The following is a 20,617-nucleotide window of genomic DNA, read 5'->3' as shown; positions in this document are numbered from 1 at the left end:
CGGTGAACACCGGGCGCGCTTTCACGGTCCACCCACCGCGCAGTCGTAGACCTGTTCGTTCCGGTGACGGCAGCCCGCGCCCGTGATCACCCATCCGGCGGACGATTCGTGCAGGAAGAGGGTGTCGCGGGCGGTCTTCACCTGGGCTTCTTCGCTCCAGACCGAGACCGTCTCGGGTGTTCCGTCCGGGACGTCCGCGCCCGCGAGGCCGCGTTCGCAGCTTTCCGGCGCCCAGGATTCCTGTGCCCGGGGTGCCAGCAGCGCGCACGCCGCGCGGTGATCACCCGACGCGAGCGCGCCGAGGAACCGCGCGGCGGCCTCTTTCACCGGCTCTTGCCCGCTCGCTCCGGTACAGCCGGCGAGCAGGAAACACACACCGAACGCCAGGGTTTTGACGATCACGGAAACGGGGTACCCGGCCGTGGCGTGGTTCACACCTTGAGTCAGGAAGCGGGGTACTGCTTCTCACGCAACAGGTTCGCCAAGTGGACGGCGTTGCGCGCGAGAGTCGCGTTGGTCGAGGCGACCGCTTCGGGCGTTTCGTCGAGGTCGTTGTAGTCGCCGCCCTTCATCGCCTCGCCGTTCCAATAGGTCCCGCCCTGGGCCGGCACGGTGAAACCGACGTCGTTGAGGGCCTGGAACAGGTCGGCGGTGATCTTGTGCGCCCCGTCCTCGTTGCCGACGACGGCGGTGACGCCGACCTTGCCGAACATCGCGGGCCTGCCCTCGTCGTCCGTTTCGGACAGTTCGGCGTCGAGCCGTTCCAGCACGCGCTGGGCCACACTGGACATGTGGCCGACCCAGGTCGGCGTCGAGATCAGCAGGATGTCGGCGGCGGCGATCTTCCGGCGGATCCCCGGCCAGGCGTCGCCGTCGCCCATGTCGCCTTCCACGCCGGGTTTGACGTCGTGGTCGACCACGCGCACGAGTTCACCGGTGGCGCCGTGCCCGGCCAGTTCGTCGAGCAGCTGCTGGGCGATCAGCGCGCTGCTCGACGGCGCGGGGGACGGTTTGAGCGAGCACACCAGTGCGAGGGCCTTCAACGGCTGGGTCATCCTGTCCTCCTGTTCGGGTCGGTACCGAGCCCCGTATGGGTGAAGCCCGCTTCGCCGACGGTCGCCGGGTCCAGGAGATTCCTGGCGTCGACGACGACGGCGCGTTCGGTGGCGGCGGCGAGCCGGTCCCAGTCGAGCTCGCGGAACTCGGGCCACTCGGTGAGCACGACCAGCGCCGCCGCGTCCTTCGCGACCAGGTACGGGTCGTCGACGACCTGGACGATGTCCGGTTCGACGGACTCGACGCCGGGGTCGTACGCGGTCAGCACCGCGCCGCTCCTGGCGAGCTCCCGCGCGACCGCGAGCGCGGGGGACTCGCGCAGATCCCCGGTCCCCGCCTTGAACGCCAGTCCGAGCAGCCCGATACGGATGCCCGAGAGCGAGCCGTCCGAAACCCCGGTGATCGCGAGGCGGATCTTCCGTACGACGGCCGCCCGCTGGCGCGCGTTGGCCTTCATGGCGTCACGCAGGATGCCGAAGTCGACGCCCGCGTGTTCGGCGGTCCGCAGCAGCGCGGCGGTGTCCTTGGGCAGGCACGAGCCGCCCCAGCCGGGGCCGGGCACGAGGAAGGCGGGGCCGATCCGGGAATCGAGCCCCATGAGCCGTCCGACGTCGCGGATGTCGGCGCCGTAGTGCTCGCAGAGTTCGGCGAGGACGTTCACATAGGACACTTTCAGCGCCAGGAACGCGTTGCTGGCGTACTTCGCGAGTTCGGCGCTGGCCGGATCGGTGAACCACACCGGCGCGTTCGCCTCGCCGTACAACGCGGCCACCCGTTCGGCGGGCGCCCGGTTCTCCGGCAGCGAGCCGAGGACGATCCGGTCGGGCTGGAGGAAGTCCTCGACGGCGTGCCCCTCGCGGAGGAATTCGGGATTGCTCACCACGGGCAGATCCGGCCGTCCGAGCAACTCCGCCAGCTTGGTGCCGGTGCCGACCGGAACGGTGGACTTCGTGACGACGACACAGCCGGGCCGCAGCAGGCCGGGGAGCGTGGTCACGACCTCTTCCAGCACCCGGACGTCGGCGGCGCCGTCCTTGCCCTCCGGGGTAGGCAGGCAGAGGAACACGAAGTCCACATCGGACAGTTCGTCCGGCTCGGTGGTGAACCGGAGCCGTCCGCGGCCCAGCCCGTCCTGGACGAGTTCCGCGAGCCCCGGCTCGACGATCGTGACCTCGCCGCGCCGTAAAGCGTCCACTTTGGACCGATCGTTGTCGACGCAGACCACCTGATGCCCCAGATGCGTGAAGCACGCGGCGCTCGTGAGCCCGACGTAGCCGGCGCCGATCACCCCCACCCGCTCAACCACGGGAAGCCTCCGTCGCCAGCAGCTCTTCGGCCGCGGAGAGGACACGTTCCTCGCGCAACAGCAGCAGCCCGGGGTCCGGAGCTTCGCCGTGCGGATCGCCGACGTCGCCCACCCAGAGGACCGTATGCTGCCGGGCTTCCGGAGGCGGGCCCCAGAGCCGCGGCGGGGTCGGCCCGAACAGCAGGACCGACGGCGTCCCGTACGCGGTCGCGAGATGCCCGACACCGGTGTCGCCGCAGATCACCAGCCGCGCTTCGGCCACGGTCGCGGCCAGTTCGGCGAGTCCCGCGTCGCCGGCGAGCACCGCCTCGGCGGGCAGTCCCGCCGTTTCGGCGATCTCGCGGGCGAGCGGCGTTTCCGCCGCGTTTCCCGTGACGACCACCCGGTGCTGCCGGGCGAGTTCCCTGGCCACCCGTGCGTACCGGTCGGGCGGCCACCGCCGGGCGGCGAACGCGGCACCGGGGTGGATCACCACCGCGCCCGCCGCCGGGCTGGGTCCGGGCGGCGGTGGCAGCGCGAGATCGGTGCGATCGGCCGGGATGCGGGCGGCCTCGAGCAGACGGCACCAGCGGTCGACTTCGTGCGCTTCGGCGGGCCAGTCCGGGCCGTCGACGCCGGGGAAGTCCGGATGCCGGTGCGTGATCAGTTCGAGCGGGTCCTGGGCGAGCAGGTCGTGGATGCTCTCCGGGCCGCGGCCGTGCAGGTTGACCGCCAGTCGCGGCGGCTCGCCGGGCCACGACAGTTCGCCGAGCCCGGCCGTCGGGAGCAACTCGTCCACCGCGTCGATCAGTTCGACGATGTCACGCAGGTTCTCCGGCGCGGCGAGCACCAGCCGCTCGCCGTCGAAGGCACGGCGCAGGGCCCGCAGCGCCGGAACCGCGGTCAGCAGATCCCCCAGGCCGAGGGCGCGCAGCACGAGGATGCCGCCGGTCACGGCCAGGACCCTTCTTCCGAAGCGCACACCACGAGTTCGCGGACCTCGCAGCCGGGCGGCTGGGAGAGCGCGAACACCACCGAAGCCGCGACGTGCTCGGGCTGGTTGAGTTTCGCGTCCGGCGGCGGCTTGTACTGCTCGGCCCGGTCGTCGAAGAACGCGGTGTGCATGCCGCCGGGGACGAGCAGCGTCACCCCGACCCGGCCCGCCAGCTCCATGGCGAGTGCCCTGGTGAAGCCGACGACGCCGAATTTCGAGGCACAGTAGGCGCTCGCGTCCCCGGCCACCCGCAGGCCCAGCGTCGACGAGCAGGTCACCACCGTGCCGTGGCTCGACCGGAGATGGGGCAGCGCCGCGCGGACGACCGCGGCCGTGCCGAGCAGATTGACCCGGACCACGCGTTCCCAGTCCTCTGTGGACACTTCGTCGAGCGCGCCGCACGCGTCGGTCCCGGCCGCGGTGAAGACGCCGTCGAGTCCGCCCGCCCGTTCGGCGAGCTCGTCCACGGCGCTCGCGGCCGCGGCGGAATCGGCCAGGTCTGCCTGGACGAAGGTGACGTCGGCCGTCGGTGGGACACGGTCGATGACCAGGGGAGTACCCCCCGCTTCGCGGACGGCTTCGACGGTCGCGGCACCGAGTCCGGAGGCGCCGCCGGTGATCAGGACGTTGCCGAGTGAGCGCATCATGCTCCTTCCGCCGCGGCCACCAGCCGGGAGGTGGAATAGCCGCGGATGGTCGGGATCAGGACGATCTCGCCGCCGTGCCTGCGCACGACGGCGCTTTCCGGGAGCTCCGTGTCCGCGTAGTCGCCGCCCTTGACCCAGACGTCGGGGCGGAGGCGGTCCAGCACGGCGGCGGGATCGGGTTCGTCGAACACCACGACGGCGTCGACCGAGGCGAGTTCGGTGAGCAGCCGGGCACGGTCGCGGGCGGTCACGATCGGCCGCCCCGGTCCTTTCAGGCCGCGCACCGAGGAGTCGGAATTGAGGCAGACGACGAGGGCGTCGCCCAAAGCGCGCGCCTGCCGGAGCAGACTCGCGTGGCCGGGGTGCAGCAGGTCGAAACAGCCACCGGTGGCGACGAGCCTGCCGCCCTGGGCGCGGACCCGCGCGGCCACGTCGAACGCCGAAGCTCCGTGGTGGCCGGTCTCCGGCCGCGGTTCATTGTCCACAGTGGACAGTGTGGCGGCACCGCCGGTCGCCACGAACCGGGCCGCCGACTCGACCCCGGTGGCCACCGCGTCGGCGATCGACGCCCCGTCGAGCAGCGCGGCGGTGACCGCGGACGCGAAGCGGTCACCCGCGCCGCAGGTGTCCTTGGCGACGACGCCCGATGGCGGCCGGAACGTCGTGCACGAGCCACCCTCGGTCAGCACCGCGCCGCGGGAACCCGTGGTGACGCAGACCGCGTCGGCCTTCCAGAGCGAGTGCACCTGCTTCGCGAGGTTCTCGGCGTCGGCGTGGGACTCGGTGAGCTGCTCGGCTTCGGCGAGATTCGGGGTGGCGAGCCGGATGCCCGCCACCGGCTCCGCTCCGCGGGGATGCGGATCCCAGACGATCGGGATCGTGCCCGCCAGTTCGGCGAGCAGCTTGCGGATCTCCGGATGGCCGGTGACGCCGCGGCCGTAGTCGGCGACGAGGATCGCGCCCGCCGAGCGCAGCGCTTCACGGACGTCGGCGGTGAGCGGCGAGTACTCCGCCCTGCCGTCACCGCTGTCGAGACGGACCAGCGACTGCCCGGCGGCGCGCACGCGGGTTTTGGTGACGGTGGTGCCGCACAACGGCATCGGCACCACCCGGACCTCGCGCTCCAGCAGCCCGGACAGGGTCCGGCCCGCCTGGTCGCCACCCAGCGGGGTGACGAGGACGACCTCGGCGGTGGACCGCGCCGCGAGCAACGCGGCCAGCCCGGCGCCGCCCGGCCGCCGCCATTCGCGGGCGAGGTCGACCACGGGGACGGGCGCGTCCGGGCAGAGCCGATCCGACGTGCCGTCGACGTCGACGTCGAGCAGCGCGTCGCCCAGCACGACCAGCGGCCTCACGTGGGCACCCCGAGCGCGTGGTCGAACGCGGTGCACAGGGCGTGCACGAGCGCGAGGTGGACCTCCTGCACGGTGGCCATCGACGGCGCCTCCACCGGGATCGCGTCGGCGCACAGCGCGGCCAGCGGGTTGGGGGAGGGGCCGGTGATCGCCCAGGTGGTCACGCCCAGTTCGTGGGCCGCCTTCGCCGCCGCGACGACGTTCTGGCTGCCCCCGCTGGTCGAAAGGCAGACGAGGATGTCGCCGGGACGGCCGTGCGCGCGCACCTGCCGGGCGAAGACCTCGTGCTCGCCGTAGTCGTTGACGATGGCCGTCACGGCGGAGGTGTCCGCGTGCAGGGCGATCGCCGAGAACGGCTGCCGGTCGTTGCGGAAGCGGCCCACCAGCTCGCCGGTGAGGTGCTGTGCTTCGGCGGCGCTCCCACCGTTGCCGCACGCGAGCAGCCGTCCGCCGGACGACAGCACGGTGGCCAGATGCTCACCCCAGTCACGGATCTTCGGCGACCAGGAAGCGGACTTCCCGGCGGCCTCGCTCAATGCGGCGAAGTGTTCTTCGATCACGACACACCTCCAAGGTCAGGGACGGCGGACCACGAAAGGTCCGAGGGCGAGCAGGTCGATGGGGGCCGAACCGAAGCACTCCAGCGCGTCCCGCGGGGAATCGACCATCGGCCTGCCCGCGGTGTTGAGGCTGGTGTTGACCACGGCGGGCAGTCCGGTACGCCGTTCGAACGCGCCGAGCATCCTCGCCACGAGCGGTTCGGCGGCGGCGTCGACGGTCTGCACGCGGGCGGTGCCGTCGACGTGGGTGACGGCGGGGATGCGATTCCGCCACTCCTGCGCCACGTCGTGCACGAAGAGCATGTACGGGCTGGGAAGCGGGCCGCGGGAGAAGAGGTCGCCCGCGCGTTCGGCGAGCACCATCGGGGCGACCGGGCGGAACTGTTCACGGCCCTTCACGTCGTTCAGCCGTTCCAGATTTGCCTCGTGCCCGGGATGCGCGAGCAGCGACCGGTGCCCGAGCGCGCGCGGGCCGAATTCGGACCGGCCCTGGAACCAGGCGACGATCCGGTCTTCGGCCAGCGCTTCGGCGACGGCTTCGGCGACGTCGTCCGGGCGTTCGTAGCGCACGTTCGCGGTCTTGAGCGCGTTCTCCAGCTGGTCGTCCGTGAAGCCGCGGCCCAGGTCCGCGCCGGTCATCGGGTCGCCGCGTTCACCGAAGTCGGCCGCGAGCTGCAGCGCCGCGCCGAGCGCGGTGCCGGCGTCACCGGCGGCGGGCTGGACCCAGATCCGGTCGAACGGACCCTCGGCGTGGAGCCGGGTGTTGGCGACGCAGTTGAGCGCGATCCCGCCCGCCATCGCGAGGTCGGTGTGCCCGGTGTGCTCGTGGACCTTGGCCGCGAGTTCGAGGAGCACGTCCTCCAGGCAGCGCTGGACGCTCGCGGTCAGATCGGCGTGGACCTGCCCGGGTTCCTGCCCCGGCTCGACGGCGGGCGCGAACGAGGCCCAGTCGATGTCATCGGTACGGAACCCCATTCCGTTGGTGTGCACGCTTTCCGCGATCCGGTCGAGGAACCGGGGCTTCCCGTAGGAGGCCAGCGCCATCACCTTGTACTCGTCGCTGGACCGGGCGAACCCGAGATGCTCGGTCAGGTCCTCGTACATCAGCCCGAGCGAATGGGGGAGCCGCTGCTCGGTGAGCTCCTCGAACTTGCCGTCGCGGTACTCGCCCGCGAGATACGACGTGCTCTCGCCGCGGCCGTCGGCCACCAGCACCGCGCAGTCCTCGAACGGCGCGGCGAGTGCGGCCGAGGCGGCGTGCGCGACGTGGTGCCGGACGAACCGGACGGTCGCGGGATCCAGCCCCGGCAAGGCCGCCTTGAGGAACGCGGGAGCCCGGCGGGCGAAGTCCGTGCGGAGGCATTCGTTCTTCCCGTCATGCCCCGCGAGACCCGGCTCGACGAGCGCCGGATCGTACGAATAGCCGACGGCGTCGAGATCCCGCGCGGAGATTCCCGCCTCCGCCAAGCACCACGCGGCGGCTTCGGCCGGCTGTTCCCAAGCGGAGAACGGCACCGGCCGCTTGCCGTGTTTGCGACGGCTGAACCGTTCTTCCTCCGCCGCGGCCACGATTTCGCCGTCGACCACGAGGGCCGCCGCCGGGTCGTGGAAAACGGCGTTGACACCGAGTATGCGCACCGGGCCACCTCTCCGGTCGGGGATGCGGGCCGTGACCCGCGCTTACTCCCGTAGCGCTACCCGGTGCAGTCGGTGATAAACGACGCGGCGCAAAAGCCCAGGACGTCGCTACTGAGCGAAGCGTCTCTCCGGGGATTCGGGGCCTGGTGGTCAGGCGCCGGCGGCCGGGTACGGGCCGGACCGCGGCCGCGCGAACCAGGCGACGGTGCGCGGAAGTCCTTCCGTCAGCGGGATCTCCGGCTCCCAGCCGAGTTCCCGGCGGGCGCGGGAGATGTCCGGGCAGCGGCGGGCCGGATCGTCGACCGCCGCGTCGATATGCTCGATCCGCGACGCGCTTCCGGTGACGGCCAGGATCTCCTCCGCGATCCGCAACACGGTCAATTCGTGCGGATTGCCCAGATTCACCGGACCGGGCACGTCGGAGTCCGCCAGCGCGATCAGACCGCGGACCGTGTCGTCGACGTAGCAGAGGGAACGGGTCTGGTCGCCGGTACCGGTCACGGTGAGCGGTTCGCCCGCCAGTGCCTGGCCGATGAACGTCGGGATCATGCGGCCGTCGTCGGGGCGCATACGCGGGCCGTAGGTGTTGAAGATCCGGGCTATACCGGTGTTCACGTCCCGTTCCCGGCGCATGGCCGAGGTGAGCGCTTCGGCGTACCGCTTGGCCTCGTCGTAGACGCTGCGCGGTCCGATCGGGTTCACGTGCCCCCAGTATTCCTCGCGCTGCGGGTGTTCCCGCGGATCGCCGTAGACCTCGCTCGTCGAGGCGAGGACGAATCGGGCGCCGTCGCGTTCGGCGATGTCCAGCGCCCGCTCGGTGCCGTGCGAGCCCGCGCGCAGCGTCTCCAGCGGAAGACGGAAGTAGTCGCGGGGCGAGGCGGCCGACGCCAGGTGGAAGACGGCGTCGAACGGGCCGGGCGCGCTCATCGGCCCGGTGACGTCACGGGAGAGGAGCCGGAACCCCGGACGGTCGAGGAGATGCGCCACGTTGGCCGTGACGGCCGTGGCGAAATTGTCGGCCGCGACGACCTCCGTGCCCGCGTCCAGCAGACGTTCGCACAGATGCGACCCGACGAAACCCGCGCCCCCGGTCACCAGCACTCTGTTCATGGCGACCGGCTACCCGCGGTGAGGGCCGGAAAAACCGTGTGAATCGGGAGATGCCGGGTAAGCCTCGGATATGCGTGCATTGGTGATCGGCTGGGCGAGCTTCCGGCACGGCGAAGCGACGGCAGGGGACGTTCTCAGCATGCGCAGGGTCGACGAAGCGCTGTCGACGATGGGGCTTCCGCACGATCTTGCGTGGAGCCCGGTGTACCGGCCGGGCGACGTGAACTACGAAGAGGTGGATCCGGCACGGTACAGCCACGTGGTGTTCGTCTGCGGGCCCGCGCACGGCAGGCAGGTGCGCGAGGTGCACCGCAGGTTCGCCCACTGCCATCGGATCGCCGTCGGGGTGTCGGTGATCGATCCGGAGGACGACACGGTCACGGGTTTCGATCAGGTCTTCGCGCGGGACCACGACGGGGTCGGCACGCCGGATCTCTCCCTCGGCGTGCCGACCGACACGGTGCTGGTGACGGGGGTGATCCTGGCGCCGGAACAGCGGGAGTACGGCGACTCCGGCCGCCATGAGGCGGTGCACGCCTCGGTGAAGGACTGGATCGCCGGGGTGGACTGCGCCCGGGTGCCGCTCGACACGAGGCTGGCGGCGTCGGATTGGGAACGCTGTGAGACGCCGGACCAGTTCACGTCGATCCTGTCGCATCTGGACGTCGTGGTCACGACACGGCTGCACGGGCTGGTACTGGCTCTTCAGGCGGGAGTGCCCGCGCTGGCGATCGACCCGGTCCAGGGCGGCGGCAAGGTCACCGCCCAGGCCGACGCGCTGGGCTGGCCCGCCCTCGTCCCGGCCGAGGAAGCGGGCAATCGGGAAGTGCTCGACTCGTGGTGGCGCTGGTGTTCCTCGGTGCAGGGCCGGGCGGTGGCCGCGCTGCGCGCGCTGCCCGGTGACGACCGGCTCGTGCGGGACATGGTGAAGGCGCTCAAGACCCGGCCGGTGCGATGAGCGCGGCCGCGACGACGGTGGTGATCGCCACCCGCGATCGGGCACCGGAACTGCAACGGACGTTGCGGCGGCTCACGGCGCTGCGACCACCACCGCCGATCGTGGTGGTGGACAACGGCTCGTCCGACGGCACCGCGGCCATGGCCGACGCTTTCCCGGGTGTGCGCGTCGTCCGGTTGCCTCGCAACATCGGCGTGTCCGCGCGGAATCTCGGGGTCGCGGTGGCGCGGACGCCGTATGTCGCCTTCAGCGACGACGATTCCTGGTGGGCGGACGATGCGCTCGCCGAGGCCGAGCGAATCCTCGACACCCACGGCGACGTCGGCCTGGTCGCCGCGAAAACCCTGGTGGGGGAGGAAGAACGGGAGGACCCGGTCGTCTCGTTGATGGCCGCCAGCCCGCTCGGCAGGCCCGACGGGCTACCCGGACCGGCGGTGCTCGGCTTCCTCGCCTGCTCGGCGGTCGTCCGCCGGACCGCTTACCTGCAGGCCGCGGGTTTCCACCCCCTGCTGCATTTCGGTGCCGAGGAGCGGCTGCTGTCCTACGACCTGGCGGCGCGCGGCTGGTGGCTCTGCTACGCGGAGGACGTGCGGGCACACCACCACCCGTCGCCGGTGCGGCCGTCGCCGTCGTGGCGCGAGCGCGCCGAACTCCGCAACCGGATGCTGATCACGGTGATGAGACGGCCCGTGCGCCGGTGTCTTGCCGAAGGATTCCGCGCACTGGCCAGGGTTCCCCGGGAACCACACGTGCTCGGCGCGCTCGCCGGGGTGCTCCGGCGGCTGCCCCGTGCGCTCGCCGACCGGCAACGGCTGCCCGCTTCGGTGGAGCGCCGCATCCGTGTCTTGGAACACGCCCATGGAGGATGAAGTGACGGACCGGATCACGGTCGTGGTGATCACGCACAACCGGCGCGAGCAACTGCTGGAGACCCTCGGCTCGATGACCGCGCTGCCCGACGCGGCACCGATCGTGGTGGTGGACAACGCTTCCCGCGACGGCACGGCGGACACCGTCGAAGACCGGTTCCCCTCGATCCGGGTGATCCGCTCGCCGCGGAACCTCGGCGCGGTCGCGCGCAATCTCGCCGTCCGTGAGGTGGAGACGCCATACGTGGCTTTCTGCGACGACGACACCCGGTGGCAGCCAGGGTCTCTGCGGCGCGCCGTCGAGCAGCTCGACGCCTACCCCGGACTGGGGGTGGTGACCGGTCGGTGCCTGGTGGAACCGTCGCTGACCGAGGACCCGATCACCCCGGAACTGCGGCACTCCCCGGTCCCCGGCCCGGACTGGCTGCCCGGCCCGGCGCTGCTGGGCGTCATGGCGGGCCTGTCGGCCGTCCGCGTCCGCGCGTTCCACGACGTCGGCGGCTTCTCCGACCGGATGTGGCTCGGGGGAGAGGAAGAGCTGTTCGCCCTCGACCTCGCGGCCAAGGGCTGGTGGATGTGCTGGGACGAGGAAATGGTGATCCACCACGCCCCTTCGGCCGTCCGCGATCCGCGGCGGCGCCGTCAGCTCGGCATCCGGAACACGCTGTGGACCTTGTGGCTGCGCCGTCCGCTCGGCAGCATCGTGCGCCGGATGGTCGCGGTACTGCGTTCGGCGCCCTTCGACCGGGCCACCTTCGCGGCGGTGGCGGAAGCGGTGCGGGGGATCCCGTGGGTGCTGCGGGAACGGGCGGTGGTGCCGGCTGGGGTGGAGCGCGGGCTGGTGCTGCTGGAGGAGTCGCAGCGGAAGTCGGTCGCGCGCCGGTATGTGGGGTGAGCCGGTTCGCTTCGCCGGTGTCGCGAGCTCGCGCCCAGGCTTCGAGGGGGCGCATGCGGCACCGATCACGGATGAGAATGACTCAGCGTATGGCAAATGGCCTGTTGGGTGGCCTAGCGTGACGGGTGTGTGGGAATAGGGACGTTCAGTGTCTCTATTTCCACACACCTTCTCGGTCGGTGTTGCGAAAGCCACTTTCGCAACCTTTAACGTTGCGAAAGTGGCTTTCGCAACGTCGGCGGGGGCCGGGACAGGTCGGGGCACGTCGCGAAAGCCACTTTCGCGACGTCTGATGTCCCGAAAGTGGCTTTCGCGACATGAGTGCCGCGCACAGAAGCAGGGTCAGGAAGGCGAAGCGGCAGTCGCCACTTCCGTCTCCCCGCTCAAAACGCGCCCATAAGCGCGCAAGGTGTCCGCGGCCACCCGGTCCCACGAGTACCGCGCCCGCACCCGGTCGGTCCCGGCGATCCCGAACGACTCGCGCGCCGAAGTGTCGCCGAGGAGCCGCCGCAACGCTCCCGCCAGCTCCTTCGGGCTGCGAGGCGGGACCAGCAGGCCCGTGACGCCGTCGACGACGGTGTCGGTCAGCCCGCCGACGGCGGTCGCCACGACCGGGACGCCGCACGCCATCGCCTCCAGCGGCACGATGCCGAACGGTTCGTACCAAGGTGTGCAGACCACCGCGTCCGCGGAGCGCAGGAGCGCGGGCATGTTCTCGCGGGACACCAGTCCCGGCAGGTGCACGCGATCGGCGACGCCGGCCCGGTCGGCGATCTTCCGGAGCCGCCGCACTTCCGGAGCCTCGGCGAGCGGGCCGGAGTCCGGGCCGCCCGCGATGACCAGTTCCGTGTCCGGGAGCGACGGCAGCGCGGCGATGGCGAGGTCGAAACCCTTGCGCGGCACCAGCCTGCCGACGCTGACGATCCGCTGCCGGGCCGTGCGGGGAGCACACTCGCCGTCCGGGGTGAACTCGGTCAGGTCCACTCCGCAGGGGACGACCGAGGCGCGGGACCGCGGCAGGCCCATCCGCACGAGTTCGAAGACCTCGTCCGAGCAGGTCGCGATCACCCGGTCGGCCTGTTTGGCGATCATCCGTTCGAGTCGGATCCGGTCGGGCGGGCTCGTGTCCTTTTTGCCCTGATAGCGCCGTTTCACCACGCCCAGCGCGTGAAACGTCTGGGTCACCGGGATGCCGAGATCCTTCGCCGCGAGAATCGAAGCCAGGCCGGACATCCAGAAATGCGCGTGGACGACGTCCGGCCGCTCCTTGGCCCAGCGGGAGCGCAGCACCCGGCCGAACTCTCCCATATGCGGCAGCAGTTCGTCCTTCGGCAGTTTCCTCGCCGGGCCCGCCGGCACATGGACGACGCGGTAGCCGTCCGGCGTCTCGACCGTCGCGGCGACGCGGCGGTTCTCACGGCGCGTGTAGACCGTGACGTCGTGGCCCTGCCTGCTCAGCGCGGCGGAGAGCTCGGCGACGTGGACGTTCTGGCCCCCGGCGTCGGCTCCGCCGAGCGCGGCGAGCGGGCTGGCGTGTTCGGAAACCATCGCGATCCTCATCGGACTCCTTCCCGCCGCGATCGGCGTGGTCAAGCGGTCACCTCGGTCAGCAGGGCGTTCCAGCGGTCGAGGAACGCGTCGAGCCCGTAATGGCTCAAAGCGAATTCGCGCGCGGATTTCCCCGCCAGTACGGCGAAATCGGGTTCATGGATCAATTCGCGGTAGGCCCGCGCGAGCACCTCGATGTCCGTCGAGACGGCGCCTGCGTCGGGCGGAACCGCGAGCACGGCTTCGGTGGTCGCCAGTGCGACGACCGGCATACCGAGGTGCATCGCTTCGAGCAGCGAGAGCCCCAGCGACGTCCACCGGGCGGTGTGCAGGTAGACCCGGCGCCGGGCGACCTCGGCGTGCAGCTCCCGGCTGCGCAGGTCGCCGCCGGGATTCACCGCGGGGTGACGGCCTTCGAGGTCTTCGCTGCCGATGCCGTACACGTCGACCGGCGCGATCTCCGCGAAAGCGGGCAGCAGATCGGTTCCGGTGATCCGCCCACGCCTCGCCGGTTCGTTGATCAGGGCGGCGCCGTGGGGGAGTTCCCCGGTGTAACGCTCACCCGGATCGGGGATCCCGTGCGGGACGACCACCGTGGGCGCGATCCCGGAGTCCCACATCAGTTCGTTGAAATGGGTGACGTGGACCAGCGGGATGTCGTCCCGATCGGCCAGTGGGTGCCGGGTGGTGGCCGCGTGTTCCCGGGGCGTGTTGTGCTCGACGTAGACGGCGGGCAGTTCCTTGCCGGGTCGGCGGCGCAGCCATCGCGCCGCCAGCTGGATCTCCTCGGGCCGCTGGAGAACGACGACGTCGAAGTCGAGGTCTTTCAGATCGTCGACCGGGGTCTCCTCGGCGGAGGGCCAGTCGCGGCCGCTGAGACCGCGTCCCCACGGCCCGCCCTCGGCGAGCAACGGCAAGTGATAGTGATGGCCGCCCTGCACGAAGGATTCGGTCCAGGACCCGTGGACGTGCCACAGGAGAATCCGGAGCGGGGCCTCTTTCGTCATACCCGCCAAGTTGCCCGTTGTGGACGGACTAAACGTTCTCCGCCGCGTTACTTTGCTCTCGCCGCGAGACGCGAGTGGCGGCGATGCCCACCACGAGTGCGGCGAGCGAGGTCAGCCCGTGGAGGGTGTTGTCGGCCCAGCTGAAGTTGACGGCGTCACCGGCCGTGTCGGTCCCCGCGGAGAGCATCCCGAACGCGGTCAAACCCGCGAATGCCACGAAAGCCAGCCAGCAGTAGGCCGGGATCGCGGACGGTTTGAACACCGCGACCAGACCGAGCACACCGAGCACGGTGCGGATGACGTCGAGCATCCCGGTCGCGCTGAAGATCCACAGAGTGTTCGCGCCGGCCTGGTTCGCCTCGGGGAGGAAGAAGAAGCCGAGCACACCCAAGACGAGATGGACCAGTGCGATGACCAGCACCACCGGTCGCACAAGAAAGCCTGTCGTACGCAGATTCATCGGAAACGCCTCCGTTCCACCACAAGCCCGCCGGATACCCCTTAGGAGACGCAGCGAAACTCCCCCGGCCGGGCGGCCCGGGGGAGTTCCGCGCACCGGCTCAGCCAGATTGCGGGTCGGTGTCGTCGTGGGGATCGCCGGACGAAGTGCCCTGCTCCCCGCGAACCTCTTCGCGTTCTTCCTCGTCCTGCTTCTCGCCGGGGTCGGCCTTCTTCTCCACCGGGGCCTCCTTCGGTCGTTTCCCTGCGGCTACCCCGTTCCGAGCGCGTCCAATCCTCGGATCGCAGGCCATTGTGGACGTTTGGCACCACCCGGCAGGGGTAGCCGGGAGCAACATCGGCGAACCCGGAGGGGACATGACCGCGATCTCCAACGCAGCAGCGATTCCACTCGTCCCGGCGCGGCCATGGCTGCTGCGGCCGCCGGGGGTGTACCGCCCGCAACACGACACCTGGATGCTGGCGAGCGCCTTGAGTGCATCGGGAATGCCCGCCGGGGCAAGAGTTCTCGACCTCTGCACCGGGACCGGCGCTCTCGCGCTTGCTGCCGCGGCGCACGGCGCGGGTTCGGTCACGGCGGTCGACATCTCCCGGCGGGCGCTGGCCGCGGTCTGGCTCAATTCGCGGTTGCGCCGGCTCCAAGTCAGGCCGCTTCGTGGCGGCCTGGCCGAAGCGGCGCGCGGCGGGCCGTTCGACGTCGTGCTGGCGAACCCGCCGTATGTGCCGTCGCCGGTGCCCGCGGCCGGGGCCGCACGGGCGTGGGACGCCGGGCCGGACGGCCGGATCGTGCTCGACCAGGTGTGCGCCGGGGCGGCGTCCCTGGTGGCGCCGGGCGGCTACTTGATGATGGTCCACTCCGCGGTCGCCGGCCCCGAGAAGTCGCTGGAGCAGTTGCGGGCGGCGGGAATGACGCCTTCGGTGGTCGCCACCCGGTCGATCCCCTTCGGACCCGTCATGCGGGCGCGGGCGGCCTTCCTCGAAGCGGCGGGTCTGATCGGCGCCGAGCAACGCCACGAGGAACTGGTGGTGATCCGTGCCGACCGGCCGTGAGACGAGGGTCCGGATCGAACCCGGCGGGCCCCTCCTGGTGGAGGGGCCGGTCGAGATCGTCACCGAAGACGGCGAAACGGTGACCTCGGATCGCTTCGTGGTCGCCCTTTGCGCCTGCCGCCGCAGCAAGCGCTACCCGTTCTGCGACACCAGTCACCGCCGTCGTTCACGGCAAGGGGTGCAGCGGCCTCAGGAGTGAGCTCTCCCCGGCGGACCAGGCGCCGAGCAGGTGCCGGGTCAGCCGGCCCTCCAGCAGGTCGGTGGCCTGGATGCCGAGCGCGATGTCCGCCGCCAGTTCCGGTTCCCGGTCGAGCAGGTCGCCGACGACGTCGTGCCGCAGCACCTGTTCGTGCACGGCGTCGGCCTCGATGTGCTCGGTGTAGAAGTACCGGCATTCGGCTGGCCCGCCGAGGCGTTCCAGCGCCTGGTCCATGCGCCTGGCGGCGGGCGCGGTGGTGATCTCGGCGGCGGCGAAGTGCCCGACGAGCGCGCCGCGCAGGCTTCGGTGCAGGCCGAACAGCGACATCATGTTCACCGTCGCGAGCATGGAGGCCGGGACGTGGTCGAGGTAGGCGAGGTACCCGGAGGACAGGCCCGCCGCGGTCAGCAGATCCGCGAACAGGCGGGAATGCGCCTGCTCGGCACGCCCGCCGCCGAACTCGTCGAACTCCACGGCGACCAGTGCCGCCTTGGCCCTGCCCCGCAGCCGCGGGATCACCCAGGCGTGGGGGTCGGCCTCTTTGAGGTGGTAGATCGACCGATGCGCGAAGTACTCCTCGACGTGCCACCATTCGCCCTCGTCCCGCAGGAAGTGCGAAACGCCGCCGCCGTCGACCGGTTCGACGAGCAACTCGTCCAGCAGCCCGCCGACGTCGTCCCCGCCGGGGACGGCGGCGCGGACCCCGTCCAGGAACGCGTGCTCCAGAACGGCCCGGAAACCCAGCAGGCGGGAGTCCCATTCCCATGCGGAGTCGACGCCGTCGAAGCCCTGGTAGTGCAGCTCGTAGCAGACGTGCAGCGCCAGCTGCAGGTCTTCACCGAACGGATCGGCGTCGGTCGCCGTCTCGAGGTCGAAGTCGTCACGGCGGCCACCCGCCAGGGTGTCCACCACGGCGGCCGAGAGCGGGCCGCGGATCTCGGGCAGCCTCGCGGCCACCTCACGGTCGATCGTCGTCATGCCCCGGGAGTACCCGGTCTAGGCGTGCGGAACCGTCTCTTCGGTCAGCATCCGCAGGACCGCGATCTCGCCGTCGGCGGCGGCCCGGCGCTGCCGTTCGGCGCCGGTGCCCTCCCGTTCCAGCTGCCCGAGAAGGGTGCGGACGAGGCCCGCGTCACCGGTGTCCTCCAGCGCCTGCTTGATATGCGCCAGCAGCGTGGCGACCCGGTCGCCGACGGGGACCGGCTTTCCCGCCACCGGGTCGACGGCCGGTCCCGAAAGACCGTGACGCGCGGCCGACCACACCGCGGCGGCGGCGATCTGCGGATCCAGCGGCGTGGCCTCCACACCGCGGTCCAGGTCGGCGAGGGCGGTGCGCACCAGCGCGCGGGTCAGCAGGCCCTGAAGGACCGCTTCGTCCACTGTGGACGCGGTGTCGGCGGCGCGGACCTCGACCGTCGGCCATCGCGTGGACGGCCTCGCGAGCCAGAAGGTCTGGTTCTCGTCCACGAGGACACCGCAGTCCACCAGCCGTCCGACCTGCTCCTCGTAGGCGGCGGCGTCCACGAAGTACGGTGCGACGCCGGAACCGGGGAACCGGCTCTGCTCGACCATCCGCCAGCTCTCGTAGCCGGTGTCGCGGCCGCCCTCGAAGGGCGAGTTGCCCGACAGCGCCAGCAGCGTCGGCAGCCATTCACCCAGGTGGTTGACGACGGCGACCGCGGTCTCCCGGTCGGGCACGCCGACGTGCACGTGACACCCGCAGGCCTCGTACGCCTTGACCACGCCCGCGTACAGCGCGTCGACCTTGCCGAACCGGTCGTCGGAACCGTAGTCGCGCTCGGGCGAGGGACGCGGGGGAGTGCCGGCGGCGATGATGGCGCAGTCCTCGCCCGCGGCCGCTTCGGCGAGCGTGCGGCGCCCGGCGGTCAGGTGTTCGTACAGCTCGTCGGCGGTTTCGCAGACACCGGTGGCGGCTTCGATCTGCGTCGGCCGCAGTTCCCGGTGGGCGGCGGCGCCGTCCGGCAGCGGACAGCAGATCCGGTGCCGTTCGAGCACGGCCTCGGCCCGCGGACAGCTCACCCCGGTGCGGGGATCGACCAGCAGGAACTCCTCTTCGATGCCGATCCCGGTCATCACCGCTCCCGCTTCTTCGGCAGCGCGCGGACGGCCGGCCCCTGGATCACCGACCCGTCCAGACCGAACCGCGAACCGTGGCAAGGGCAGTCCCAGGTCTTCTCCGCGTTGTTGAACGCGACGAGGCACCCCAGATGGGTGCAGTGGGCGCCGACCGCGTGCAGTTCGCCGCCCGGATCGCGGTAGGCGGCGACGAGTTCGCCGCCGTCACGGGTCACCTTCGCCTCGCCGGGCAGGATCTCGTCCACGGCGGCGGGTTTGCGCAGCGCGCTGAGATGGTCGCCGACCAGGAACTTCGCCACGGTGGCGTTGTTCTCCACGGACGAGATCGCGGACCGGAGGTCGAAGCGGTTCGGGTCGTACAGGCTCGCCGACGGGTTGTCGCGTCCGGTGAGGAGATCCGCGAGCAGCAGCCCGGCCGCGGTGCCGCCGGTCATGCCCCACTGGCCGAAGCCGGTGGCGACCCAGAGGTGACGGCTCGCCGGGTGATAGCGGCCGACGTACGGTACGGAGTCCAAAGTGGACAGATCATGGGCGGACCACCGGTGGGTGACCCGGTGCACGGCCGCGTGCTCGCTCGCCCAGCTCGCCAGCCGCTCGTAGCGGCTTTCGACGTCGACGGAGTCGCCGACACGGTAGTGCTCGCCGCCCACGACCGCGTACGGGACGCCGTCCTTGAGGTAGCTCCGCACGGAGTGGTGGGTGTCGGCGTCGAGATACATCCCCTCCGGTGGCCGGTTGTCTTGGACCGGCCCGGCGACAACCAGGTCCCGAACCGGGTCGAGCCGGGCGAAGAACAGCCCGCGGTCGAACACGGGGTAGTGGGTCGTCACCACGACCTCGCCCGCCCGGACGTCGCCGGAACTGGTGCGCACCGTGGTGCCGCCGAGTTCGTCGATCCCCTCGGCCCGCACGCCCTCGACGATCGTCCCTCCCGCGCGTTCGATCTCGGCCGCCAGGCCGAGCAGCCACCGGCGCGGGTGGAAATGCGCCTGTGACGCGAACTTCACCGCGCCGAGGGCCGGCACGTCGAGGTCGACCTCGGTGACGTAGGACGCGGGGAGACCGGCCTCGGCGGCCGCTTCCGCCTCACGCTCGAGGCTTTCGACGGTTCCGGGTCGGGTCGTGTAGACGAAACCGTCGGCGCGGGTGAAACCGCACTCGATACCGAGTTCGGCTGAGGCCGCGGCGATCCAGTCCAACGCGGCCGCCTGCGTGTACGCGTACGTCGCGGCGGCTTCGGAGCCCTTGGTCTTCGCCAGCGTGGCGTACTTGAGCCCGTGCTGGGTGCTGACCTTCGCCGTGGTGTGGCCGGAAACCCCCGCCGCGAGGCGGCCGGCTTCCAGTACCAGCACCGAGCGCCCGGCCCGCGCCAGCCGGTACGCCGTCGTGAGTCCGGCGATACCGCCGCCGAGCACGGCGACGTCGACTTCCGACGGCAGCGGCGTTCCGGTGCGGTCGGGAGCGGGAGCGGTGTCGAGCCACAGTGAACGCGTTCCGGGCAACTCCGTCATGACCGCCGGATTCCCGGGCGGCGAGCGGGGCAAACCAGGGTTTTCCGGGACTTCGGAGCGGGTAGCACTGGCCTATGACCACATCCTCCAGGCCCCCAACAGAGGAAAAGAACATCTTCGTCATCGGCCTCGACGACAGCAACGAAGAGGTGCTGAGACGGATCCCCGGCGCCGACCGGTATCGCTTCCATGCCTTGCTGTCACCCGACGAACTCCAGCACGGCGAGATCCCGATCGTGGAGCTCGTGGAGAAGGCGGAGCAGCAGCTGGACTCCTTCGACGGCTCGATCGACGCGATCGTCAGCTATTGGGATTTCCCGTCTTCGACGATGGTGGCCATGCTGTGCGAGAAGTACGGTCTCCCCGGTGTTCCGCTCGAGGCCGTGCTGAAATGCGAGCACAAGTACTGGAGCCGCCTCGAACAGTCGAAGGTGATCGACGAGGTGCCGGCGTTCGGCATCGTCGACCTGGACGAGGAGGATCCCCGGCCGCCGGAAGGCGTCGACTACCCCATGTGGCTCAAACCGGTGAAGTCCTTCTCGTCGGAGCTGGCCTTCCACGTCGCCGACGAGGACGAGTTCGACAAGGCCGTCGCCGAGATCCGGGCGGGTGTGGACAGGGTCGGCAAGCCTTTCGAACGCGTTCTCGCCACGGTCGATCTTCCCACCGAGGTGGCCGAGGCCGGGGGAGCGGCCTGTCTCGCGGAAGGCGAACTCAACGGTGTGCAGGCCGCGACCGAAGGCTATGTCTACAAAGGACAGGTCACGGTCTACGGTGTCCTCGATTCGATCAACTACCCCGACACCGCCTCGTTCCAGCGGCATCAGTACCCGTCGCAGCTGCCCGAGGACGCCGTCGAGCGGATGAAGGAGATCTCCGTCCGCGTGATGGAGCAGATCGGCTTCGACAACGCGACGTTCAGCATCGAGTTCTTCTGCCACCCCGAATCCGGGCAGGCCTGCCTGCTGGAGATCAACCCGCGGCATTCGCAGTCCCACGCGGAGCTGTTCGAATACGTCGACGGGGTGGCGAACCACCAGATCATGGTCCAGCTCGGCCTCGGCCAGGATCCCCGGACGCGGCGGAACCGGGGCGACTACCGGATCGCGGGCAAGTGGTACTACCGCCGCTTCCGTGACGGACTGGTCACCCGGGTGCCCACCCGTGGCGAGATCGCGGACCTGGAGTCGGAGATCCCCGGGGTGAAGATCGAGCCGGTCGCCGAGAAGGGGATCCGGCTCTCCGACCTGCCCGAGCAGGACAGCTACAGCTACGAGCTCGCGCACATCTTCGTGGCGGCGCAGACCGAACGGGAGATGGAGAGCAAGTACCGGCGGTGCGTCGAGGCGCTGCGGTTCGACTTCGAGGAGGGATAGCCC

Annotated in this window: 21 protein-coding genes; 6 read left to right on the top strand and 15 right to left on the bottom strand. The window is 70.8% G+C overall.

Annotated features, from left to right (window positions below; translation table 11 throughout):
* Positions 1 to 21: 21 nt before the first annotated feature.
* From DMH01_RS07380 to DMH01_RS07340, 9 genes are all read right to left on the bottom strand, one after another.
* Positions 22 to 402 (bottom strand): hypothetical protein, encoded by a 381-nt coding sequence (locus DMH01_RS07380; protein WP_125674510.1) that lies wholly within the window; start codon positions 400 to 402, stop codon positions 22 to 24.
* A gap of 41 nt (positions 403 to 443) precedes the next feature.
* Positions 444 to 1,055: a flavodoxin family protein gene (locus DMH01_RS07375; RefSeq protein WP_125674508.1), complete on the bottom strand. Its 612-nt coding sequence runs from the start codon at positions 1,053 to 1,055 to the stop codon at positions 444 to 446.
* Positions 1,052 to 2,350, bottom strand: a complete 1,299-nt coding sequence (locus tag DMH01_RS07370; protein WP_125676574.1) for a UDP-glucose/GDP-mannose dehydrogenase family protein — start codon at positions 2,348 to 2,350, stop codon at positions 1,052 to 1,054. The genes DMH01_RS07375 and DMH01_RS07370 overlap by 4 nt, the downstream gene beginning before the upstream one ends.
* 4 nt (positions 2,351 to 2,354) lie before the next feature.
* Positions 2,355 to 3,296 (bottom strand): glycosyltransferase family 9 protein, encoded by a 942-nt coding sequence (locus tag DMH01_RS07365; protein WP_370323354.1) that lies wholly within the window; start codon positions 3,294 to 3,296, stop codon positions 2,355 to 2,357.
* The gene (locus DMH01_RS07360; RefSeq protein WP_125676572.1) at positions 3,293 to 3,979 is read right to left on the bottom strand and encodes an SDR family oxidoreductase; all 687 of its coding nucleotides are present in this window, start codon (positions 3,977 to 3,979) and stop codon (positions 3,293 to 3,295) included. The genes DMH01_RS07365 and DMH01_RS07360 overlap by 4 nt, the downstream gene beginning before the upstream one ends.
* Positions 3,979 to 5,337: a PfkB family carbohydrate kinase gene (locus DMH01_RS07355; protein WP_125674506.1), complete on the bottom strand. Its 1,359-nt coding sequence runs from the start codon at positions 5,335 to 5,337 to the stop codon at positions 3,979 to 3,981. Before DMH01_RS07355 ends, DMH01_RS07360 begins: the two co-directional genes overlap by 1 nt.
* Entirely contained in the window at positions 5,334 to 5,897 is a 564-nt protein-coding gene (locus DMH01_RS07350) for an SIS domain-containing protein (protein WP_199745396.1), read from the bottom strand. Before DMH01_RS07350 ends, DMH01_RS07355 begins: the two co-directional genes overlap by 4 nt.
* Positions 5,898 to 5,912: 15 nt before the next feature.
* Positions 5,913 to 7,535, bottom strand: coding sequence for a carbamoyltransferase C-terminal domain-containing protein (locus DMH01_RS07345; RefSeq protein ID WP_125674504.1), 1,623 nt, complete (start codon positions 7,533 to 7,535; stop codon positions 5,913 to 5,915).
* Positions 7,536 to 7,685: 150 nt separating this feature from the next.
* Entirely contained in the window at positions 7,686 to 8,645 is a 960-nt protein-coding gene (locus tag DMH01_RS07340; protein WP_125674502.1) for an NAD-dependent epimerase/dehydratase family protein, read from the bottom strand.
* A 70-nt stretch (positions 8,646 to 8,715) separates the two neighbouring features.
* On the opposite strand from DMH01_RS07340, the gene DMH01_RS07335 reads away from it, so the two are divergent.
* Genes DMH01_RS07335 through DMH01_RS07325 form a run of 3 tightly spaced genes read left to right on the top strand, consistent with a single transcriptional unit; the run spans position 8,716 to position 11,367 of the window.
* Positions 8,716 to 9,603 (top strand): polysaccharide pyruvyl transferase family protein, encoded by an 888-nt coding sequence (locus DMH01_RS07335; RefSeq protein ID WP_233621442.1) that lies wholly within the window; start codon positions 8,716 to 8,718, stop codon positions 9,601 to 9,603.
* Complete coding sequence (locus DMH01_RS07330) at positions 9,600 to 10,472, top strand: glycosyltransferase family 2 protein (RefSeq protein WP_125674500.1); 873 nt, start codon at positions 9,600 to 9,602, stop codon at positions 10,470 to 10,472. Before DMH01_RS07335 ends, DMH01_RS07330 begins: the two co-directional genes overlap by 4 nt.
* Positions 10,462 to 11,367, top strand: a complete 906-nt coding sequence (locus DMH01_RS07325; protein ID WP_125674498.1) for a glycosyltransferase family 2 protein — start codon at positions 10,462 to 10,464, stop codon at positions 11,365 to 11,367. The genes DMH01_RS07330 and DMH01_RS07325 overlap by 11 nt, the downstream gene beginning before the upstream one ends.
* Before the next feature lie 342 nt (positions 11,368 to 11,709).
* Here DMH01_RS07325 and DMH01_RS07320 read toward each other — a convergent pair whose 3' ends face one another.
* Genes DMH01_RS07320 through DMH01_RS07310 form a run of 3 tightly spaced genes read right to left on the bottom strand, consistent with a single transcriptional unit; the run spans position 11,710 to position 14,346 of the window.
* Positions 11,710 to 12,927, bottom strand: a complete 1,218-nt coding sequence (locus DMH01_RS07320; RefSeq protein ID WP_125674496.1) for a glycosyltransferase — start codon at positions 12,925 to 12,927, stop codon at positions 11,710 to 11,712.
* Positions 12,928 to 12,956: 29 nt separating this feature from the next.
* The gene (locus tag DMH01_RS07315) at positions 12,957 to 13,922 is read right to left on the bottom strand and encodes a glycosyltransferase (protein WP_125674494.1); all 966 of its coding nucleotides are present in this window, start codon (positions 13,920 to 13,922) and stop codon (positions 12,957 to 12,959) included.
* Between the two features lie 28 nt (positions 13,923 to 13,950).
* Positions 13,951 to 14,346, bottom strand: a complete 396-nt coding sequence (locus tag DMH01_RS07310; RefSeq protein WP_233621441.1) for a DUF4383 domain-containing protein — start codon at positions 14,344 to 14,346, stop codon at positions 13,951 to 13,953.
* 392 nt (positions 14,347 to 14,738) lie between these two features.
* On the opposite strand from DMH01_RS07310, the gene DMH01_RS07305 reads away from it, so the two are divergent.
* Positions 14,739 to 15,431, top strand: a complete 693-nt coding sequence (locus tag DMH01_RS07305; protein WP_125674490.1) for a methyltransferase — start codon at positions 14,739 to 14,741, stop codon at positions 15,429 to 15,431.
* Positions 15,415 to 15,630 (top strand): CDGSH iron-sulfur domain-containing protein, encoded by a 216-nt coding sequence (locus tag DMH01_RS07300; protein WP_034322975.1) that lies wholly within the window; start codon positions 15,415 to 15,417, stop codon positions 15,628 to 15,630. Before DMH01_RS07305 ends, DMH01_RS07300 begins: the two co-directional genes overlap by 17 nt.
* On the opposite strand, the gene DMH01_RS07295 is transcribed toward DMH01_RS07300, so the two are convergent.
* From DMH01_RS07295 to DMH01_RS07285, 3 genes are read right to left on the bottom strand one after another with little or no spacing between them, the layout of a single operon-like run.
* Positions 15,598 to 16,608: an iron-containing redox enzyme family protein gene (locus DMH01_RS07295; protein WP_125674488.1), complete on the bottom strand. Its 1,011-nt coding sequence runs from the start codon at positions 16,606 to 16,608 to the stop codon at positions 15,598 to 15,600. The two genes, DMH01_RS07300 and DMH01_RS07295, sit on opposite strands and share 33 nt — an antisense overlap.
* Positions 16,609 to 16,626: 18 nt before the next feature.
* Entirely contained in the window at positions 16,627 to 17,724 is a 1,098-nt protein-coding gene (locus DMH01_RS07290) for a glutamate--cysteine ligase (RefSeq protein ID WP_125674486.1), read from the bottom strand.
* A complete protein-coding gene (locus DMH01_RS07285) occupies positions 17,724 to 19,238 on the bottom strand; it encodes an FAD-dependent oxidoreductase (protein ID WP_125674484.1) in 1,515 nt (504 codons plus the stop codon). The genes DMH01_RS07290 and DMH01_RS07285 overlap by 1 nt, the downstream gene beginning before the upstream one ends.
* 74 nt (positions 19,239 to 19,312) lie before the next feature.
* Here DMH01_RS07285 and DMH01_RS07280 point away from each other — a divergent pair, with 74 nt between their 5' ends.
* On the top strand, positions 19,313 to 20,614 hold the full coding sequence (locus DMH01_RS07280) for an acetyl-CoA carboxylase biotin carboxylase subunit family protein (RefSeq protein ID WP_125674482.1): 1,302 nt from the start codon (positions 19,313 to 19,315) through the stop codon (positions 20,612 to 20,614).
* Positions 20,615 to 20,617 lie beyond the last annotated feature (3 nt).

This window comes from Amycolatopsis sp. WAC 04182, assembly GCF_003947465.1.
In the GTDB taxonomy this organism is placed as follows: domain Bacteria; phylum Actinomycetota; class Actinomycetes; order Mycobacteriales; family Pseudonocardiaceae; genus Amycolatopsis.
This window is presented reverse-complemented; position numbering and strand designations above follow the sequence as displayed.

Excerpts from the sequence above, each read along its gene's own strand:
- DMH01_RS07325 (WP_125674498.1), top strand. The coding sequence starts at position 10,462 with ATGGAGGATGAAGTGACGGACCGGATCACGGTCGTGGTGATCACGCAC.
- DMH01_RS07315 (WP_125674494.1), bottom strand. The coding sequence starts at position 13,922 with ATGACGAAAGAGGCCCCGCTCCGGATTCTCCTGTGGCACGTCCACGGG.
- DMH01_RS07330 (WP_125674500.1), top strand. The coding sequence starts at position 9,600 with ATGAGCGCGGCCGCGACGACGGTGGTGATCGCCACCCGCGATCGGGCA.
- DMH01_RS07375 (WP_125674508.1), bottom strand. The coding sequence starts at position 1,055 with ATGACCCAGCCGTTGAAGGCCCTCGCACTGGTGTGCTCGCTCAAACCG.
- DMH01_RS07340 (WP_125674502.1), bottom strand. The coding sequence starts at position 8,645 with ATGAACAGAGTGCTGGTGACCGGGGGCGCGGGTTTCGTCGGGTCGCAT.
- DMH01_RS07360 (WP_125676572.1), bottom strand. The coding sequence starts at position 3,979 with ATGCGCTCACTCGGCAACGTCCTGATCACCGGCGGCGCCTCCGGACTC.
- DMH01_RS07280 (WP_125674482.1), top strand. The coding sequence starts at position 19,313 with ATGACCACATCCTCCAGGCCCCCAACAGAGGAAAAGAACATCTTCGTC.
- DMH01_RS07335 (WP_233621442.1), top strand. The coding sequence starts at position 8,716 with ATGCGTGCATTGGTGATCGGCTGGGCGAGCTTCCGGCACGGCGAAGCG.
- DMH01_RS07290 (WP_125674486.1), bottom strand. The coding sequence starts at position 17,724 with ATGACCGGGATCGGCATCGAAGAGGAGTTCCTGCTGGTCGATCCCCGC.
- DMH01_RS07305 (WP_125674490.1), top strand. The coding sequence starts at position 14,739 with ATGACCGCGATCTCCAACGCAGCAGCGATTCCACTCGTCCCGGCGCGG.
- DMH01_RS07320 (WP_125674496.1), bottom strand. The coding sequence starts at position 12,927 with ATGAGGATCGCGATGGTTTCCGAACACGCCAGCCCGCTCGCCGCGCTC.
- DMH01_RS07285 (WP_125674484.1), bottom strand. The coding sequence starts at position 19,238 with ATGACGGAGTTGCCCGGAACGCGTTCACTGTGGCTCGACACCGCTCCC.
- DMH01_RS07295 (WP_125674488.1), bottom strand. The coding sequence starts at position 16,608 with ATGACGACGATCGACCGTGAGGTGGCCGCGAGGCTGCCCGAGATCCGC.